The sequence below is a fragment of the Acidovorax sp. GW835-FHT14B10 genome (assembly GCF_058793725.1).
Map to the genome: position 1 here is coordinate 106,074 of NZ_JBXAGC010000014.1, position 16,757 is coordinate 122,830.

Genomic DNA, 16,757 nt, shown 5'->3' on the forward strand with positions numbered 1-16,757 from the left:
AAAAATACACCACCCGGATCGGTGCTTTTTTTCTACAGTGGAGTGCGCCAACCCCATCCACAGCACCGCCCTGCACGGCGGCCATTCCCAAGGAGACATTCCATGCACACCATGCCCACGCACCGCCTGAGCCTGAAGGCCCTGGCCATCGCCGCCCTGGCCGTTTGCGCCGCCCTGCCCCAGGCCCGGGCCCAAGGCAGCGGCAACTACCCGAACAAGCCCATCAAGCTGATCGTGCCGTTTGCCGCCGGTGGCTCCACCGACATCGTGGCTCGCATCGTGGCCGAGGGCATGCGCAGCACCCTGGGCCAGGCCGTCGTGGTGGACAACAAGGCCGGCGCGGGCGGCGTGATCGGCACCGAGTCCGTGGCCCAGGCCGCGCCCGACGGCTACACCGTCGGCATGGCCACGGTCAGCACCATGACCATCAACCCGCACCTGTTCACGCGCGCCGAGGGCCTGCCGGCCAAGCTCATGCCCGTGGCCAACCTGGTCACCATGCCGGCCGTGTACATGGTGCACCCCAGCCTGGGCGTAACCGCCTTCGAGGCTTTCGTGGCCAAGGCCAAGGCCGAGCCGGGCAAGATCAGCGGCGCCGTGCCGGGCCTGGGCACGCTGGGCCACCTGATGCTGGCCTCGTTCAACGAGACGCTGAAGACCGACATCCAGATCGTGCCCTACCGCGGCGCCGGCCCGGCCCTGAACGACGTGCTGGCCGGCATGGTGCAGCTCATGCCCGACCAATTGCCCTCGGCCATGGCGCACATCAAGAGCGGCAAGCTGATCCCCTTCGTGCAGGCCTCCGAAGGCCGCTCGCCCGACCTGCCCAACGTGCCCACCTTCAAGGAGCTGGGCTACGACGGCCTGAACCAGCTGGGCATCAGCTGGTTCGGCATCGTCGTGCCCAAAAACACGCCCGCGCCCATCATCAAGCGCCTGCAGGAGGCCGCCGTGAAGGCCACCCACCTGCCCGAGGTGCAGCAGCGCCTCAAGACCGTGGGCGCCAACGCCTCCAGCATGGACCAAAGCCAGTTCCCGGCCCAGATCGCCCGGGAGTCGCTGCGCAACAAGGCGCTGCTGGACAAGGCCGGGGTCAAGCCCGAATAAGCGAGGACACGACATGGAACAACTGCAGGACTTCTTCGCGCGCGAGACGCCGCGCATGGCGGCGTTGGCCGACCAGATTTGGTCGCTGGCCGAGCTGCGCTACGCCGAGACGGCATCGGCCCGGCTGCACATGGACGCGCTGGCCGGCTCCGGCTTTCGCATCACGCGTGACGTGGCCGACATTCCCACGGCCTTCATGGCCGAATGGGGTGATACCGGCCCGGTGATCGCCTTCCTGGGCGAGTACGACGCGCTGTCGGGCCTGAACCAGCAAAGCGGCGCCCTGGTGTGCACACCCTCGGTGGACAGCCCGGGCCTGTCGGGCCACGGCTGCGGCCACCACCTGCTGGGCACCTCGGCGCATTTCGCGGCCATCGCGCTGCAGGCGCACCTGCAGGCCAGCGGCGGCCAGGCGCGCATACGCTACTACGGCTGCCCGGCCGAGGAAGGCGGCTCGGGCAAGACCTTCATGGCGCGCGCGGGCGCGTTCGACGACGTGGACGCGGCCCTGACCTGGCACCCGGGCAGCTTCACCGGCGTATTCAGCCAGAGCACGCTGGCCAACATCCAGGCCAAGTTCATCTTCCACGGCAAGGCCTCGCACGCCGCCCACTCACCGCACCTGGGGCGCAGCGCGCTGGATGCGGTCGAGCTCATGAACGTGGGCGTGAACTACCTGCGCGAACACATGCCGTCCGACGCACGCGTGCACTACGCCATCACCGACTCGGGCGGCCTCTCGCCCAACGTGGTGCAGGCGCGCGCCGAGGTGCTGTACTTGATCCGCGCGGCACGCAACCACGAGGCCACCGAGCTCTACGAGCGCGTGCAGAACGTGGCCCGCGGCGCCGCGCTGATGACCGACTGCCGGGTCGAGATCGTGTTCGACAAGGCCTGCTCCAACCTGTTGCAGAACCACACGCTGAACCAAGTGCTCTACGCCCGGCTGCTGGCCGAGGGCGCGCTGACAGTGGACATCGGCGAGCAGGGCCAGGCCGGGCAATTCCAGGCCACGCTGAGCGAGAACGATATCAACGCCGTCAGCCGCCCGCTGGCCAGCGTGCTGCGCGGCCAGGTGCCCGCAGTGTTCGAGGGCGTGGCGCCCTACGACCCCACCGTTGACGACATCCTGTTCGGCTCTACCGACGTGGCCGACGTGAGCTGGATCACGCCCACGGTCCAGGCCTGGGTGGCCTGCTACGCCTTCGGCACGCCCATGCACTCGTGGCAGATGGTGTCGCAGGGCCAGTCCGCCCTGGCCCACGCCGGCATGGTGCGCGCAGCGCGCGTGCTCGCAGGCACGGCCATCGAACTGGTGCAGCGCCCCGAGCTGATCGCCCAGGCCAAGGCCGAGCTGCTGGAGCGCCGCCAGGGCAAGCCCTATGCATGCCCGATACCGGCGGACGTGCCGTTGCCATTTTTGCGCACCTGAAGCCAGTTGGTACCCAGATGTCCCGATAGGGCTTGGGATGGCGGCGAGTGCTATTGCGCGGCCGTTTTGTTCCGCCTGAGGAGCTTATGGCCATCGCCATAGATGACGAAGAGGGGCAAAAGTGGCAGCAAATGCGCTGCTGACACCCATCTTGGGCAGGCCCTTCCAGAAATGGGACTCGACCTGCGCGCGGATGCGCTCGCAGGTGTTCAGCGCGGGCAGCGGCGAGGTGGCCGGGAAGATGAGCAGGAATTCCTCGCCGCCATAGCGGCCGAACAGGTCGCCCGCGCGCACGTTCTCCCGCGCCACGCGGGCAAAGCTGCGCAGTACCTCGTCACCGCCCAGGTGGTCCAGCTCGTCGTTGATACGCTTGAAATGGTCGAGGCCCATCACCGCCAGGCACAACGAAATGCCGGCCTCGTCAGCCAGCTGTTTCTGTTCTTCCAGCACGGCAACGATGTAGCGGCGGTTGAAGCAACCCAGCAGCGTGTCACGCTGCGCGTCTTCCTGGATGTTCTTGAGCTTGTGGCTGGCGCGGTGCAGGATGCCGTGCAGCAGTGGCACCTTGCCCATCAGGAAGGCAAAGGCCGGCAGGGAAACGGCCAGCGCCAGGAAGTGCCGGATCTCCAGCCGCAAGAGCGCCTCGTTCTCCTGTTGTGCGAGTGCAGGTCGATTACCAGCGCGTAGCCCGCCAGCACGGCAAAGGCAAGCGCAAAGGCCTTGCCGCGCGAGATGCGGTACATGCCGTAGGCCATGGCGACGAAAGAGAACGGCACCAGCAGGATCTGCAGGGCCGGGTCGAGGTAGACCACCAGCAGCATACAGGCCATGACCGTGGCGACGATGGGCAGCTTGAGTCGCTTCTCGCGGAACCACCAATGCAGGCCCTGGCGGAATGCAACGAAGAAGGCCCGCATGAAGAACGCAATCAGCCCCAGCAGCACGTGGGCCGTGGACCGCTTGAACATACCCAGCGCATGGAAGCCCAGCGTGGCGAGCACGAACAGGCCGATCAGCGTGGAGGCAATGCCCATTTCTGCGCGTTGCTGCGCCGGCCCGTGGACTTGGGGTCATCCATATCACGCTGCGCCAGGCTTATGCCGCCCTCCGACGAATCGTCGAAATTCATGATGGCATCGGCCAGGGGAAAGGCGCTCGTGCTGGAGGACTGCGGCTTGCTGCGTCCGAAAAACATGGAAAGGATGCCGGCGGTACCCATGGGCCTTGAACGCAAAGAACGTGGTTGTGCCTGCAGGTGAATGGACGGGAGCCAGGGGCCCATGCCGCTGGCCGCTCCGTGCGCCCGCAAGAGCCTCTGCAGACCACCCGGGCCCGCCTTTAGTGGCGCGCCAGGCACTGTCAAACGGAGCATCTTACGGACAGCCGCCCACCTCTCTCCCGATATGTTTCAGTATGCCATCGGCGCAACGCGCCACGGACGCACATCAGGCCGGCAGGGAGCTGCGGCGCGCGTGCCAGCCTTCGAGCGTGTAAACCACCAGGGCCGCCCAGATCAGCGCGAAACCCGCCAGGCGCGCGGGGTCGAAGGCCTCGTGGAACAGCCACACCCCCAGCGCGAACTGCAGGCTGGGCGAGATGTATTGCAGGATGCCCATCGTAGCCAGCGGAATGCGGCGTGCGCCGGCCGCAAACAGCAGCAGCGGCACCGCCGTCACCGGCCCGGCCAGCGCCAGCCAGCCCAGGGTGGTGGCGTCACTCTGCACCAGCGCGCCCTGGCCCTGCCAGGTCCAGGCGCCCAGCACGGCCAGTGTGAGCGGCGCCAGAAGCACCGTCTCCAGCGTGAGGCCTTCGAGCGCGCCCAGCACCGCCACCTTGCGCAGCAGGCCATAGAAGCCGAAGGACAGGGCCAGCACGAGCGCGATCCAGGGCAAGCGCCCGGCCTGCACCGTCAGCCACAGCACCCCGGCGGCCGCCACCGCAACAGCGAGCCACTGGCCCCGGCGCGGCCGTTCGCGCAGGAACCCATAGCCCAACGCCACGTTGACCAGCGGCAGGATGAAGTAGCCCAGGCTGGCGTCGACCACATGGCCGTTGTTCACCGCCCAGACATAGGTCAGCCAGTTGACCGCCAGCAGCAGCGCGGACAGCGCAAACGCACCCAGCACACGCGGCTGGCCCCACAGCGCGCGCATCCAGGCCCACTGCCGGCGCACCGCCAGCAGGGCCAGCACGAACACCAGCGACCACAGCGTGCGGTGCAGTACCACTTCGAACGCGGGCACGGCCGCCACCTGCCGAAAATACAGCGGGAAAAGGCCCCAGGCCACATAGGCAAGGGTGGCGTAGGCGATTCCTGGGGTCACGGGCTGGGGTAGAAAAAGAGTGCAGGGCCGGCAGCAACGCAGCCCCATGGCGCCACAAAAAATCCCTGCAACCGCCAGGCAGTGCAGGGACACGGGCAGTGGCACAGGGCTGCCAGGCCCCAGGCATGGTGGTCAGACGTTGAACAGGAAGTTCAGCACATCGCCGTCCTTCACCACGTATTCCTTGCCTTCGGCGCGCATCTTGCCCGCATCCTTGGCGCCTTGCTCGCCCTTGTACTGGATGAAATCGTCAAAGGCAATGGTTTGCGCACGGATGAAGCCACGCTCGAAGTCGCCGTGGATCACGCCAGCGGCCTGCGGTGCGGTGTCGCCGATGTGGATGGTCCAGGCGCGCACTTCCTTCACGCCAGCGGTGAAATAGGTCTGCAGGCCCAGCAGCTTGAAGGCGCCCCGGATCAGGCGGGCCAGGCCAGGCTCGCTCTGACCCATTTCGGCCAGGAACATGTCGCGGTCTTCGTCGCTCATTTCGGCCATTTCGGCTTCCATCTTGGCGCAAATCGCCACCACGGGGGCATTCTGGCTGGCGGCGTATTCTTTCAGGCGGTCAAGGAACGGGTTGTTCTCGAAGCCGTCTTCGCTCACATTGCCGACGAACATGGCGGGCTTGGCCGTGATCAGGCACAGGGATTTGAGCAGGGGCTGCTCTTCCTTGGTGATCTCCACGCTGCGGGCGGGCTTGCCTTCGTTGAGCGCGGCCTGGATGCGCGTGAGCAGCGCCACCAGCTTGGCGGCGTCCTTGTCGTTGCCCGACTTGGCGGCCTTGGTATAGCGGTTGAGGGCTTTCTCGACCGTGCCCAGGTCGGCCAGGCACAGCTCGGTCTGGATGACTTCGATGTCGGAGATCGGGTCCACGCGGCCGGCCACATGGATCACGTTGTCATCTTCGAAGCAGCGCACCACGTTGACGATGGCGTCGGTTTCACGGATGTGGGCCAAAAACTGGTTGCCCAGGCCTTCGCCCTGACTGGCGCCCGCCACCAGGCCGGCGATGTCCACGAACTCGACGATGGCCGGCACGATGCGCTCGGGCGAGATGATCTCGGCCAGCTGCTGCAGGCGCGGATCGGGCACTTCCACCACGCCCACATTGGGCTCAATGGTGCAGAAGGGGTAGTTCTCGGCGGCGATGCCGGCCTTGGTCAGCGCGTTGAAGAGGGTGGACTTGCCGACGTTGGGCAGGCCCACGATGCCGCATTGGAGGCTCATGGCAGGGCTTTCTGGTGTTCTGGAGACAAACCCCGGATTTTACGGGCCCGGGGCAAAGCCCTGCCGCGCATACCCCGGGGACACAGGGCACCACTCATCCGAAGCGCAGATCCGCGGCAATGCGCTGCCCCACGCGCAGCACCTGCCCCGCCCCCTGGCGCACGATGGCATTCATGCCGAAAGTGATGGCGCCGCCCACGCGCGCGTCCTGCCGGTACGCCTGCAGGGTGTCGGTCACGGCGGGGCTGCTGTGCGCGGTGGCAGGATCGATGTTGGGTATGGGGCAGCGCGCGCACGGCTTGACGGGCTGCAGATGCACCTCGCCGTGCTCCGCGGCCACGCGCACCCTGTCCACGCGGTCTTCGTCGTGCGCCTCCAGCCCCGCCAGCACCACGTTGGGCCGGAAGCGCTCCATGCCCACGCTGGCCTGCCCGGTGGCCACCAGGCGCGCATTCAGCCCGGCCAGCGATGCCTCGCTGGTCACCAGCAAAGGGAATGCATCGGCAAACTGGTTGGGCGCTTCCACCCCCTGGGTCCAGTCCATGCCCGACAGGCGGCGGTGATCCGGGTCGAACCGCACCAGGCGGCAGGGCTGGCCCAGGAAATCGCTGAACCACTGGGCCGCCACAGGGCCCATGTCCCAGGCGGGTACGGTGTCGCTCCAGACCGTGACGGTGGTGGGGCCCTCCACGGCATCCAGGGCCAGATGCAGCGCCAGCATGCCTGGCGCGCGCAGCACCAGCTCGAAGGTCTTGAGCTGGGGGCGCACCAGCGCCATGCGGGGCACGGTGCGCTGGGTCAGGAACATGCCCTGCGCATCGACCACCATCCAGGCACGGTCCAGGTCCAGGCCCGTCTCGGTAAGCAAGGCCTCCTGCACCGCCATGCCCGCGCAGGATTTGACCGGGTAAACGAACAGGCGCGAAATCGTGCCGGAGAGATCGGATTCAGGGAGAGAAGTCACGCGAGCAGGCTCCAGTCGGCGGCACCAAGGGCCGGATGGGCCATTGTGCCGCGCCGTCTGGCCCATGGCCCCCTCCTACAATGCCCCCATGGCGAAAACCTTTGATATCTGTATCCGCGGCGCCGGCGTGGTGGGTCGCACCCTGGCCTTGCTGCTGGCCCGCGAGAGGCTGCGCGTTGCTCTGGTGGCTGCGCCCTCTCCTTCGGTGGCGCCCGCGGGCGACGTGCGGGCCTACGCGCTGAACGGGGCATCGCGCCAGTTGCTCGATTCCTTGCGCAGCTGGCCTGATCCGGCCCATGCCACGGCGATTGCACAGATGCAGGTTTTTGGCGACCAGGGTGGCGCAGTGCACTTTGATGCAGCCGCCCAGGGCGTCGAGGCGCTGGCCTGGATCGTGGACGTTCCGGCGCTGGAGGCCCGCCTGGCGGAAGCCGTGCGCTACCAGCCACAGGTCGAGGTAGTGTCCGAGCCGGCACCCGCAACCCTGACCGTGGTGTGCGAGGGCCGGGCCAGCCGCACCCGCAGCGAGTTTGGCGTGGCATTCGAGGTCACCGCCTACGAACAGCACGCCATCGCGACACGACTGACCTGCGAGCGCCCCCACGGACAGGTCGCCCGCCAGTGGTTTCTGCCGGACGGCATCCTGGCTTTTTTGCCACTGGACGGGGTCCAGGGGAACTCTGTGGCGGTGGTGTGGTCTGTCCTCAAGGAACAGGTACCCCAGTTGCTGGCACTGGCGCCGCAGGAATTCACCCAGCGCCTCGAAACCGCCAGCCAGGGTGCGCTGGGAGCGCTGCAATTGCAGGGCGAACGGGCCGCCTGGCCCCTGCAGCAGGCGCGTGCCAACCGCTGGTGCGGCGCATTGCCCGGCCAGGGCAGCCAGTCCCGCAGTTGGGTGCTGGCCGGCGATGCGGCCCACAACGTGCATCCGCTGGCAGGACAGGGGTTGAACATGGGGCTGGCGGATGCGCAGGCCTTGGCCCGCGTACTGCATGGGCGCGACTACTGGCGCAGCGTGGCCGACCTGCGCTTGCTGCGCAGCTACGAGCGCGAGCGCAAGGCGGCGATGCTGCCCATGGGGTTGGCCACGGACAGCCTGCAGCAGCTTTTTGCACGCACCGAGGGTCCATGGCAAGCACTGCGCAACTGGGGCATGAAGGGCTTCGAGCACAGCGGCCCCCTGAAGGAATGGATGGCCCGCCAGGCCATGGGAACCCACTGACACCTGTGGCTGCACGTGCAGCCGCCGCGACAACACTGAACGAGAACACGATGCAATTGATCCCCACCCTGCTGGCCGCGGCCGCTTTCGCCCTGAGTTTCACAGCCTCCGCCCAGGAAGCCACCATCCGCAAAACACTGGCGGAACGCATTCCCCAAATGGAAAAAATCGACGAGGTCCGCACCACGGCCATGCCCGGCCTGTACGAAGTTCGCATCGGCACCGACCTTTTCTATACGGATGCCAAGGGCAACTACGTCATCCAGGGCGAGCTGATCGACACCAAGGCGCGCCGCAACCTGACCGAGGACCGCATCAACAAGCTCACCGCGGTGGATTTTTCGGCCCTGCCCCTGAAGGACGCCTTCACCATCGTGCGGGGCGATGGCAAACGCAAGCTGGCGGTGTTCGAAGACCCCAACTGCGGCTACTGCAAGCGTTTCGAGCGGGATCTGCAGAGCGTGGACAACATCACGATCTACCTGTTTCTCTACCCCATCCTGAGCCCCGACTCGGCAGAAAAATCCCGCAACATCTGGTGCGCGAAAGACAAGGCTGCCACCTGGCATGACCTGATGCTGCGCGACAAAATACCCAACACCGCCAGTTGCGACACCAGTGCCTTGCAGCGCAATCTTGCGTTCGGCAAGAAGTACAAGATCACCGGGACCCCCACCCTGATTTTCGCGAACGGAGCGCGCGTTCCCGGAGCGATCAGCGCCCAGGATGTGGAAAAGCGTCTGGCCGAGGCGGGCAGCACCACCAGCAGCAACTGAGTTCACGCGAGGGGCCGCCCTTGCGCCCCTCCAGCCCCGAGACCCCAGCGGGTGGCGCGCGCACCGACGCCAGGCACCCGCCTTCCGCGACGCCTCCCCCATGCCCACCTCCCGCACCCGCTCCACGCAGGCCCCCGTTCATTACCGCGTGGAAGCCACCGACCTGCATGCCCGCCTGTTCACCGTCACGCTCACCGTGGCGCATCCGCAGGCGCAGCAGGAGCTGTCGCTCCCCGTGTGGATACCGGGCAGCTACCTGGTGCGCGAATTCTCCAAGAATCTCCAGCGCCTCGATGCGCAACAGGGCCGGCGCGCCGTGCCCCTGGCCCAGCTCGACAAACACCGCTGGCAAGCCACCTGCCGCACCGACCGCCCCCTCGTCCTGACCTACGAGGTATGCGCCTACGACGCCTCGGTGCGCACGGCGTGGCTGGATGCCGCGCGCGGCTTCTTCAACGGCACCAGCCTGTGCCTGCGCGTGCATGGGCAAGAAGAGGCGCTCCATGCGCTCGACATCGCCCGCAATGCGGCCACCGCCCACTGGTCCGTGGCCACGGGCCTCGCCCCGCTGGCCGTCGACAGGAAGGGTTTTGGCGTCTACGCGGCCAGCGGCTACGACGAGCTGGTGGACTGCCCGGTCGAAATGGGAACTTTCTGGAGCGGACGCTTCACCGCCGGTGGTGTGCCCCACCGCTTCGTGGTGGCCGGTGCCGCACCATCGTTCGACGGAAAGCGCCTGCTGGCCGACACCCGGAAGATCTGCGAGACCGCCATCCGCTTCTGGCACGGCAAAGGCAAGCCGCCCATGAAGAGCTACCTGTTCATGCTCAACGCCGTGCAGGACGGCTACGGAGGCCTGGAACACCGCAACTCCACGGCCCTGATCTGCGGCCGGCGCGACCTGCCCCGCACGGGTGAGGCACGCACCAGCGAGGGCTACACCACCCTGCTCGGGCTCATCAGCCACGAATATTTCCACACCTGGAACGTCAAGCGCCTGCGCCCGGCGGAGTTTGCGCGCTACGACTACAGCCAGGAGAACTACACCCGGCTGCTGTGGTTCTTCGAGGGCTTCACCAGCTATTACGACGACATGCTGCTGCGCCGGGCGGGCCTGATCGACGATGCCACCTACCTCAAGCTGCTGGCCAAGGCCACCAACCAGGTCCTGCAGACGCCCGGCCGCAGCGTGCAGACGGTGGCACAGGCCAGCTTCGATGCCTGGGTCAAGTACTACCGCCAGGACGAAAACACCCCCAACGCCACCGTGAGCTACTACACCAAGGGCTCGCTGGTCGCCCTGTGCCTGGACCTCACGCTGCGCCGTGAAGGCAAGGCCACGCTGGACGATGTGATGCGCGCCCTGTGGCAGCGTTGCGCCGGCGGCCCCATGACCGAGGCCGACCTGCGCACCGAGCTGGCCACGCTGGCTGGGCGCTCTTTGGACCAGGAACTCGACCAGTGGGTGCACGGCACGGCCGAACTGCCGCTCGCCGACCTGCTGGCTGCCCACGGCGTGGCGCTGAAGCCTGAACAACCCCAGCTGGCGCAACGCCTGGGTCTGCGCGTCACGGAAAACCACAGCGTGCAGGTCAAGACCGTGCTGCGTGGCGGGCCCGCCGAAAAGGCAGGGCTGGCTGCGGGCGACGAATGGCTGGGCCTGGAGGTGCAGGGCCAGGGCTGGCGCATCGCCCGGCTGGAGGATGTGGCGTTCTATGCGGGCGCGGCGACACAGGTCACCGCCGTGGTGGCGCGCGATGGCCGCCTGCTGCAATTGCCATTGGCACTTCCGGCCCCTGCAGCTGCCAAGGTTGGGCCCGTCGGCCTGCGTGGCAGAAAAGCACCTGCCACAACGCCGGACACCATCAGCCTCACCGCAACCGACAACGCCGCACTGGGACGCTGGCTGGGCTGAGGCTGGCAGAGGTCCAGGGCAACGCCTTTGCCGAGCGCCTGTTGACGGTTTCGTGCTTCGGTATAGTTCTCCCGAATTGCCCGAACAACCCATCAACCCAGGAGATTTCATGGCCTACGAAACCATTGAAGTTCGCACCGAAGCGGACAAAGTCGGCGTCATCACACTCAACCGCCCCAAGCAACTCAATGCCCTGAACGACCAGCTCATGAACGAGCTGGGCGCAGCGCTCAAGGCCTTTGATGCCGATGAAAAGATCGGCTGCACCATCCTCACGGGCAGTGAAAAGGCCTTTGCCGCCGGCGCCGACATTGGCGCCATGGCCAAGTACAGCTTTGCCGACGCCTACAAGGGCGACTACATCACCCGCAACTGGGAGGAAATCCGCACCATCCGCAAACCCGTGATTGCGGCCGTGAGCGGCTTTGCCCTGGGCGGCGGCTGCGAGCTGGCCATGATGTGCGACTTCATCATCGCCGCCGACAACGCCAGGTTTGGCCAGCCCGAAATCAAGCTGGGCGTCATTCCCGGCGCGGGCGGCACGCAGCGCCTGCCACGCGCGGTGGGCAAATCCAAAGCCATGGACATGGCCCTTACCGGCCGCATGATGGACGCCGTGGAGGCAGAACGCGCCGGACTCGTGAGCCGCGTGGTGGCCCTGGACAAACTGATGGAAGAAGCCCTGGGCGCGGCCCTGGTCATTGCCAACTTCTCGCAGATTGCGGTGATGGCGGCCAAGGAGTCGGTGAACCGGGCCTTCGAAGGTTCGCTGTCGGACGGCGTGATGTTCGAGCGCCGCCTGTTCCATGCCTTGTTTGCCACCCAGGACCAGAAGGAAGGCATGGATGCGTTCGTGAACAAACGCACGGCAAACTTCACCCACCAGTAAATTTGTTCTATAATATTGCTCTTCGGTGATATAGCTCAGTTGGTTAGAGCGCAGCATTCATAATGCTGATGTCGGTGGTTCAAATCCACCTATCACCACCAATTCAAAAGCCCGCAAACAGTGATCTGTTGCGGGCTTTTTCCATGGCGTACGGTCTTTGTGCCGGCGCCTGTGCAGCGCCTGGTTCTTGGCCGAGCGCGCGCTGAACACGGGGGGCCGCCTAGAATCAGCTCCTTCTTCCATTCAGCCTCTGGATACACACCATGAACCGCTGCCGCCTCGATCCGCCTTCCACCTCAGTCAGGTCATACCGCAAGGGCCGCGCCCTCGCGGGCGCCCTGGGCGCCGCGTTGCTACTGGCCATGGCCCCTGCCACGGCCCAGGTGCCTGCGGGCGTGGGCATGGTGCGCAACTTTCCTGAAGCTGCGCTGCGCGGCAATCTCACGATCAATGGAACATCCGACGCCACCCTGAACGGGCGCGCCATCCGCATGGCGCCTGGCATGCGGCTGCTGAGCCCCCAGAACACGCTGGTCATGGCCCACACGGTGGTGGGGCAGAGCTTCCAGGTGAATTACACCATCGAGCCCAGCACGGGCATGCTGCTTTCCGCCTGGATCCTGACCAAGGCGGAGGCCAGCCAGCCACGCAAGGGCAGCGACACCGTCGAACGCAACTTCCGCGCCGACTCGGACCCGAAATAACCGCCGTGACCACCGGCTTGTCCGGTGGTGCGCCGTCCCCACGCCAATGCGCCCCTGCGCACCGTGGCGTGCATTCCCTGTTGTGAAATTGCCATGTCCAAAAAAGTCTTTATCAAAACCTTCGGCTGCCAGATGAACGAGTACGACTCGGACAAGATGGTCGACGTGCTGGGCGCGGCCCAGGGTTACGAGCCCACCCAGAACGTGGACGAGGCCGACCTGATCCTGTTCAACACCTGTTCGGTGCGCGAAAAGGCACAGGAAAAGGTGTTCAGCGACCTGGGGCGCATCAAGCACCTCAAGGAGAAAGGCGTGCTCATCGGCGTGGGCGGCTGCGTGGCCAGCCAGGAAGGCGCCGAAATCATCAAGCGCGCCCCCTATGTGGATGTGGTGTTCGGCCCCCAGACCCTGCACCGCCTGCCCGAAATGCTGAACCAGCGCGATCGCCTGAACCGGCCCCAGGTGGACATCAGCTTCCCCGAAATCGAGAAGTTCGACCACCTTCCGCCCGCGCGCGTCGAGGGCGCCAGCGCCTTTGTGTCGATCATGGAAGGCTGTAGCAAATACTGCAGCTACTGCGTGGTGCCCTACACCCGTGGCGAGGAAGTCAGCCGCCCGTTGGACGACGTGCTGGTGGAAGTAGCGGGCCTGGCCGACCAGGGCGTGAAAGAGATCACCCTGCTGGGCCAGAACGTCAACGCTTACCTGGGCAAGATGGGCCACGGTGTAGCCGGTGCAGGACTGGCAGAGATGGCCGACTTTGCCCTGCTGCTCGAATACGTGGCCGACATTCCGGGCATCGAGCGCATTCGCTACACCACCAGCCACCCCAACGAGTTCACGCCCCGGCTGATCGAAGCCTACGCCAAGATCCCCAAGCTGGCCAGCCACCTGCACCTGCCCGTGCAGCACGGCAGCGACCGCATCCTGATGGCCATGAAGCGCGGCTACACCGCCATGGAATACAAGAGTACCGTGCGCAAGCTGCGCGCCATCCGCCCCGACCTGGCCATGAGCAGCGACTTCATCGTGGGTTTCCCCGGCGAGACGGAAGACGATTTCGCCAAGATGATGAAGCTGATCGACGACATCCACTTCGACAACAGCTTCAGCTTCATCTTCAGCCCGCGCCCCGGCACACCCGCCGCCGGCCTGCACGACGACACGCCGCACGACGTGAAGCTGCGCCGCCTGCAGCACCTGCAGTCCGTCATCAACGCCAACATCAAGTCCATCAGCGAAAGCCGCGTGGGTACGGTGCAGCGCATCTTGGTGGAGGGGACCTCCAAGCGCGACGCCACCGAGCTGATGGGCCGCACCGCGTGCAACCGCGTGGTCAACTTTGTGGGCCAGCCCCGCCTGGTGGGCCAGATGGTGGATGTGACCATCACCGAAGCCAAGGCCTACACGCTGCGCGGCGATGTGCTGACGCACGAGACTGCTTAAAAAGTAAGCGCCTGGCGCCGTTCATTATTAGGTTTCAGCCAGGGCATGTCATCAATTGAATTCCGAGCAATTCACACGCTTGGCCCATCAGGCCAGCCAAACCACGGATGCAACCAGCTGGATGACCCCCAAGAAATTACGAGCGGTCTTGTCGTAGCGCGTAGCGATGGCGCGGTACTGCTTCAGGCGTGCGAGAAAGTTCTCGATGAGATGACGCGCTTTGTACCGAAGACTCGCTGCCACACCCCGCTCTTACTCCAACGCGAATGGCGCGTGTGCACGACGCGGAAATCGCCAAAACGCTCGGGTAGATCTCGCCAGGCAATGCCTGCACGGTAGCGATAGAGCACGGCATCCACAAACAGTCGGTTGTTTTTGGCAGTGGTTCCCGGTTGTCCGGCCTGGCCTGGCCTGGCCTGGTAGCAGATTCTCAATCTGTGCCCATTGGGAATCACTGAGGGCATATCTCTTGAGCATGCCTGCGCACATTGGGGTCAATGGCTGACCATCAACCCTTGAGGAAAATCGATTGATGACGCGCCCTAGTGAGCTGCGATGCGTGCCCTTCGATTACATCCCTGAGTAGTTGGGACTCCCCCGCCCTCCGGTGTAACCCAGACGATGTTTTACGTCGGATCCTTAATATCGCAGGTCTTGCAGTACACGCCGTTCTGCGCATTGATCTACAGCCGCGCCGCTGCTCAGCCGTCGCGGGGTTCCAAGGGGCCTTCGGTATCCGTCCGGCCAACCCATCTACCCCGAATGAGCAATTGCAAGCACCATCGTGTCCACGTAAACCATCGTGCACACCATGTCTCAAGAGATTCCCCATTCGCGCTCCTGTGTCCCCCGCACGCGCCGGGTCTACAGCGCGCAATTCAAGGCTGAACTGATCGCTGCGTGCCAGCAGCCCGGCGCATCAATTGCCGCCACAGCGCGTGAACATGGCATGAATGCCAACGTGCTGCATCGCTGGCTCAAGGAGCATCGTCTGGGCCAGCACCAGAGCGCCTGCGATACCGCGCATGCTGATGCGTCCGGCATCGCCCCACACTGCGCCGATGCAGCGGCTGAGCCAATGGCCAATGCACAGGCTGTTTGTGCCCCAGCGCATCAGGCTCATCCGGTGCCGTCCAACCCCGTGCCCGCCTTCATCGCGGTGGCGCTGGGCTCGCCGGTGATGGGGCCTCAGGCAGCGGGTGTACAAGCTGCCCCAAGTGCTGCATCGGCAGCTTGCTCATCAGACATCCGCATCGAGTGCTGTCATCACGGCACCCTCGTGACGGTCAATTGGCCGCTGGCCGCTGCTGGCGAGTGTTCCCGCGCATTGCAGGGTTTGTTGCAGGTGCTGCGGCAATGATCCGTATCGACGCTGCCTGGCTTGCCACGGCCCCGCTGGACATGCGCGCCGGCACCGACACGGCGCTGGCCCGCGTAGTCGCCGTCTTCGGCGCCGCCCACCCTCACCATGCCTACCTGTTCGCCAACAGACGCGCCAACCGCATCAAGGTGCTGGTGCACGACGGCATAGGCATCTGGCTGGCCGCTCGCCGCCTGCACCAGGGCAAGTTCGTCTGGCCGGCGCCAGGCGATGAGCAGTGGCAGTTGGAGCCTGTCCAGCTTGACGCCCTGGTGCTGGGCCTACCCTGGCAACGCATGGGAAACGCCGGCATTATCACCATGGTCTGAAGCCGGCGCGCAATCGGTGGATCTGCGCATGGCAGCGCAGTGCCATGCTTGGCACACTGCCTGTCATGTTGATGCAGCCGCAATTCCTGGATGATCTGAGCGCCGAGCAGCTGCGCGAGATGACCACGCGGCTGCTCACAGAACTACGCCACAGCCAGGCGCTCAACGCCAAGCTCACCCACGAGAATGCGCTCTTGAAACGCATGAAGTTCGCCGCACAGTCCGAGCGCTTCAACGCCGAGCAGCGCAGCTTGCTCGAAGACGAGATCGAGGCCGACTTGGCGGCTGTCTGCTTGGAGATCGAGCAGCTGCAGCCTGCGGCCGCTGCCCCGCAAGCCAAACAACAGCCCAAACGCCAGCCGCTGCCGGCCAATCTGCCGCGCCGCGAGATCCGCCACGAGCCCGATTCGACCACCTGCCAGTGCGGCTGTCAGATGAAACGCATCGGCGAAGACGTGGCCGAAAAGCTCGACTATGTGCCCGGCGTGTTCACGGTGGAGCGTCACATCCGTGGCAAGTGGGCCTGCGCCCAATGCGAGACCATCACCCAGGCGCCGGTTGAAGCGCATGTGATCGACAAAGGCATCCCCACCACCGGCCTGCTGGCCCAGGTGCTGGTGGCCAAATACGCGGACCACTTGCCGCTGTACCGTCAGGAAAGCATCTTTGCGCGCGCCGGTCTGGCCATTCCTCGCTCGACTCTGGCGCAGTGGGTAGGCACCTGCGGCGTGCGGCTGCAGCCGCTAGTCGATGCGCTCAAGGCGGAAATACTCGGCCACCGTGTGCTGCACGCCGACGAGACGCCAGTGCAAATGCTCAAACCTGGCAAGGGAGCGACGCATCGCGCCTACCTGTGGGCCTACGCGCCAGGGGCGTTCGAAGACATGAAAGCCGTGGTGTATGACTTCTGCGAGTCCAGGGCTGGCGAGCATGCCCGCAACTTCCTGGGCGACTGGAAGGGGGCACTGGTTTGCGACGACTTCGCCGGTTATGTTACGGCCCGAGATATGTGGCCATCGCCAGGCGCCCGTTGTTGCTCACCGAGGAGGTTTGCCCTGGCAA

Annotated in this window: 17 protein-coding genes, 1 tRNA gene and 3 pseudogenes; 12 read left to right on the forward strand and 9 right to left on the reverse strand. The window is 65.5% G+C overall.

Annotated features, from left to right (window positions below):
- The first annotated feature begins 102 nt into the window (after window positions 1–102).
- Window positions 103–1,107: a tripartite tricarboxylate transporter substrate binding protein BugE gene (locus AC1Q5S_RS12750; RefSeq protein WP_422204410.1), complete on the forward strand. Its 1,005-nt coding sequence runs from the start codon at window positions 103–105 to the stop codon at window positions 1,105–1,107.
- Between the two features lie 13 nt (window positions 1,108–1,120).
- Window positions 1,121–2,539 carry a M20 family metallopeptidase gene (locus tag AC1Q5S_RS12755; RefSeq protein WP_422204408.1) on the forward strand — a complete coding sequence of 473 codons (1,419 nt, stop codon included), beginning with the start codon at window positions 1,121–1,123 and terminating at the stop codon, window positions 2,537–2,539.
- 84 nt (window positions 2,540–2,623) lie between these two features.
- On the opposite strand, the gene AC1Q5S_RS12760 is transcribed toward AC1Q5S_RS12755, so the two are convergent.
- From AC1Q5S_RS12760 to AC1Q5S_RS12785, 6 genes are all read right to left on the reverse strand, one after another.
- Window positions 2,624–3,175: a GGDEF domain-containing protein gene (locus AC1Q5S_RS12760; protein ID WP_422204406.1), complete on the reverse strand. Its 552-nt coding sequence runs from the start codon at window positions 3,173–3,175 to the stop codon at window positions 2,624–2,626.
- Window positions 3,112–3,573 (reverse strand): hypothetical protein, encoded by a 462-nt coding sequence (locus AC1Q5S_RS12765; protein ID WP_422204404.1) that lies wholly within the window; start codon window positions 3,571–3,573, stop codon window positions 3,112–3,114. The genes AC1Q5S_RS12760 and AC1Q5S_RS12765 overlap by 64 nt, the downstream gene beginning before the upstream one ends.
- A complete protein-coding gene (locus AC1Q5S_RS12770; protein ID WP_422204402.1) occupies window positions 3,552–3,734 on the reverse strand; it encodes a hypothetical protein in 183 nt (60 codons plus the stop codon). Before AC1Q5S_RS12770 ends, AC1Q5S_RS12765 begins: the two co-directional genes overlap by 22 nt.
- Window positions 3,735–3,984: 250 nt before the next feature.
- Window positions 3,985–4,863, reverse strand: a complete 879-nt coding sequence (gene rarD / locus AC1Q5S_RS12775; protein WP_422204400.1) for an EamA family transporter RarD — start codon at window positions 4,861–4,863, stop codon at window positions 3,985–3,987.
- A gap of 132 nt (window positions 4,864–4,995) precedes the next feature.
- Complete coding sequence (gene ychF, locus AC1Q5S_RS12780) at window positions 4,996–6,090, reverse strand: redox-regulated ATPase YchF (RefSeq protein WP_303838264.1); 1,095 nt, start codon at window positions 6,088–6,090, stop codon at window positions 4,996–4,998.
- Window positions 6,091–6,184: 94 nt separating this feature from the next.
- Window positions 6,185–7,054, reverse strand: a complete 870-nt coding sequence (locus tag AC1Q5S_RS12785; protein ID WP_422204397.1) for an MOSC domain-containing protein — start codon at window positions 7,052–7,054, stop codon at window positions 6,185–6,187.
- A gap of 88 nt (window positions 7,055–7,142) precedes the next feature.
- On the opposite strand from AC1Q5S_RS12785, the gene AC1Q5S_RS12790 reads away from it, so the two are divergent.
- The 7 genes from AC1Q5S_RS12790 (at window position 7,143) to miaB (ending at window position 14,006) form a co-directional block, all read left to right on the forward strand.
- Window positions 7,143–8,276 (forward strand): FAD-dependent monooxygenase, encoded by a 1,134-nt coding sequence (locus AC1Q5S_RS12790; RefSeq protein ID WP_422204395.1) that lies wholly within the window; start codon window positions 7,143–7,145, stop codon window positions 8,274–8,276.
- A gap of 50 nt (window positions 8,277–8,326) precedes the next feature.
- Window positions 8,327–9,052, forward strand: coding sequence for a DsbC family protein (locus AC1Q5S_RS12795; protein WP_422204393.1), 726 nt, complete (start codon window positions 8,327–8,329; stop codon window positions 9,050–9,052).
- Between the two features lie 100 nt (window positions 9,053–9,152).
- Entirely contained in the window at window positions 9,153–10,967 is a 1,815-nt protein-coding gene (locus AC1Q5S_RS12800) for a M61 family metallopeptidase (protein ID WP_422204391.1), read from the forward strand.
- 109 nt (window positions 10,968–11,076) lie between these two features.
- Window positions 11,077–11,856, forward strand: coding sequence for an enoyl-CoA hydratase (locus tag AC1Q5S_RS12805; RefSeq protein WP_303837831.1), 780 nt, complete (start codon window positions 11,077–11,079; stop codon window positions 11,854–11,856).
- A 24-nt stretch (window positions 11,857–11,880) separates the two neighbouring features.
- Window positions 11,881–11,957 (forward strand) — tRNA-Met (locus tag AC1Q5S_RS12810).
- A gap of 162 nt (window positions 11,958–12,119) precedes the next feature.
- Window positions 12,120–12,560: a hypothetical protein gene (locus AC1Q5S_RS12815; RefSeq protein WP_303837829.1), complete on the forward strand. Its 441-nt coding sequence runs from the start codon at window positions 12,120–12,122 to the stop codon at window positions 12,558–12,560.
- 93 nt (window positions 12,561–12,653) lie between these two features.
- Window positions 12,654–14,006: a tRNA (N6-isopentenyl adenosine(37)-C2)-methylthiotransferase MiaB gene (gene miaB / locus AC1Q5S_RS12820; protein WP_422204388.1), complete on the forward strand. Its 1,353-nt coding sequence runs from the start codon at window positions 12,654–12,656 to the stop codon at window positions 14,004–14,006.
- An 87-nt stretch (window positions 14,007–14,093) separates the two neighbouring features.
- On the opposite strand, the pseudogene AC1Q5S_RS12825 reads toward miaB, so the two are convergent.
- From AC1Q5S_RS12825 to AC1Q5S_RS12835, 3 pseudogenes are all read right to left on the reverse strand, one after another.
- Window positions 14,094–14,231, reverse strand: a pseudogene (locus AC1Q5S_RS12825) (transposase); the annotation flags it as partial.
- 2 nt (window positions 14,232–14,233) lie between these two features.
- Window positions 14,234–14,483 (reverse strand): annotated as a pseudogene (locus AC1Q5S_RS12830) (transposase); the annotation flags it as partial.
- 93 nt (window positions 14,484–14,576) lie between these two features.
- Window positions 14,577–14,689, reverse strand: a pseudogene (locus AC1Q5S_RS12835) (4Fe-4S dicluster domain-containing protein); the annotation flags it as partial.
- A gap of 128 nt (window positions 14,690–14,817) precedes the next feature.
- Between AC1Q5S_RS12835 and AC1Q5S_RS12840 the strand changes: the two are divergent.
- From AC1Q5S_RS12840 to tnpC, 3 genes are all read left to right on the forward strand, one after another.
- A complete protein-coding gene (locus AC1Q5S_RS12840) occupies window positions 14,818–15,366 on the forward strand; it encodes a transposase (protein ID WP_082759168.1) in 549 nt (182 codons plus the stop codon).
- On the forward strand, window positions 15,363–15,695 hold the full coding sequence (tnpB, locus tag AC1Q5S_RS12845) for an IS66 family insertion sequence element accessory protein TnpB (RefSeq protein ID WP_066787319.1): 333 nt from the start codon (window positions 15,363–15,365) through the stop codon (window positions 15,693–15,695). The genes AC1Q5S_RS12840 and tnpB overlap by 4 nt, the downstream gene beginning before the upstream one ends.
- A 71-nt stretch (window positions 15,696–15,766) precedes the next feature.
- Window positions 15,767–16,757, forward strand: a 991-nt coding sequence (tnpC, locus tag AC1Q5S_RS12850; RefSeq protein ID WP_492238952.1) for an IS66 family transposase, incomplete at its 3' end; no start/stop codon positions are given.

Excerpts from the sequence above, each read along its gene's own strand:
- AC1Q5S_RS12750 (WP_422204410.1), top strand. The coding sequence starts at position 103 with ATGCACACCATGCCCACGCACCGCCTGAGCCTGAAGGCCCTGGCCATC.
- AC1Q5S_RS12755 (WP_422204408.1), top strand. The coding sequence starts at position 1,121 with ATGGAACAACTGCAGGACTTCTTCGCGCGCGAGACGCCGCGCATGGCG.
- AC1Q5S_RS12765 (WP_422204404.1), bottom strand. The coding sequence starts at position 3,573 with ATGGGCATTGCCTCCACGCTGATCGGCCTGTTCGTGCTCGCCACGCTG.
- AC1Q5S_RS12770 (WP_422204402.1), bottom strand. The coding sequence starts at position 3,734 with ATGTTTTTCGGACGCAGCAAGCCGCAGTCCTCCAGCACGAGCGCCTTT.
- ychF (WP_303838264.1), bottom strand. The coding sequence starts at position 6,090 with ATGAGCCTCCAATGCGGCATCGTGGGCCTGCCCAACGTCGGCAAGTCC.
- AC1Q5S_RS12790 (WP_422204395.1), top strand. The coding sequence starts at position 7,143 with ATGGCGAAAACCTTTGATATCTGTATCCGCGGCGCCGGCGTGGTGGGT.
- AC1Q5S_RS12795 (WP_422204393.1), top strand. The coding sequence starts at position 8,327 with ATGCAATTGATCCCCACCCTGCTGGCCGCGGCCGCTTTCGCCCTGAGT.
- AC1Q5S_RS12800 (WP_422204391.1), top strand. The coding sequence starts at position 9,153 with ATGCCCACCTCCCGCACCCGCTCCACGCAGGCCCCCGTTCATTACCGC.
- AC1Q5S_RS12805 (WP_303837831.1), top strand. The coding sequence starts at position 11,077 with ATGGCCTACGAAACCATTGAAGTTCGCACCGAAGCGGACAAAGTCGGC.
- AC1Q5S_RS12815 (WP_303837829.1), top strand. The coding sequence starts at position 12,120 with ATGAACCGCTGCCGCCTCGATCCGCCTTCCACCTCAGTCAGGTCATAC.
- miaB (WP_422204388.1), top strand. The coding sequence starts at position 12,654 with ATGTCCAAAAAAGTCTTTATCAAAACCTTCGGCTGCCAGATGAACGAG.
- AC1Q5S_RS12840 (WP_082759168.1), top strand. The coding sequence starts at position 14,818 with ATGTCTCAAGAGATTCCCCATTCGCGCTCCTGTGTCCCCCGCACGCGC.
- tnpB (WP_066787319.1), top strand. The coding sequence starts at position 15,363 with ATGATCCGTATCGACGCTGCCTGGCTTGCCACGGCCCCGCTGGACATG.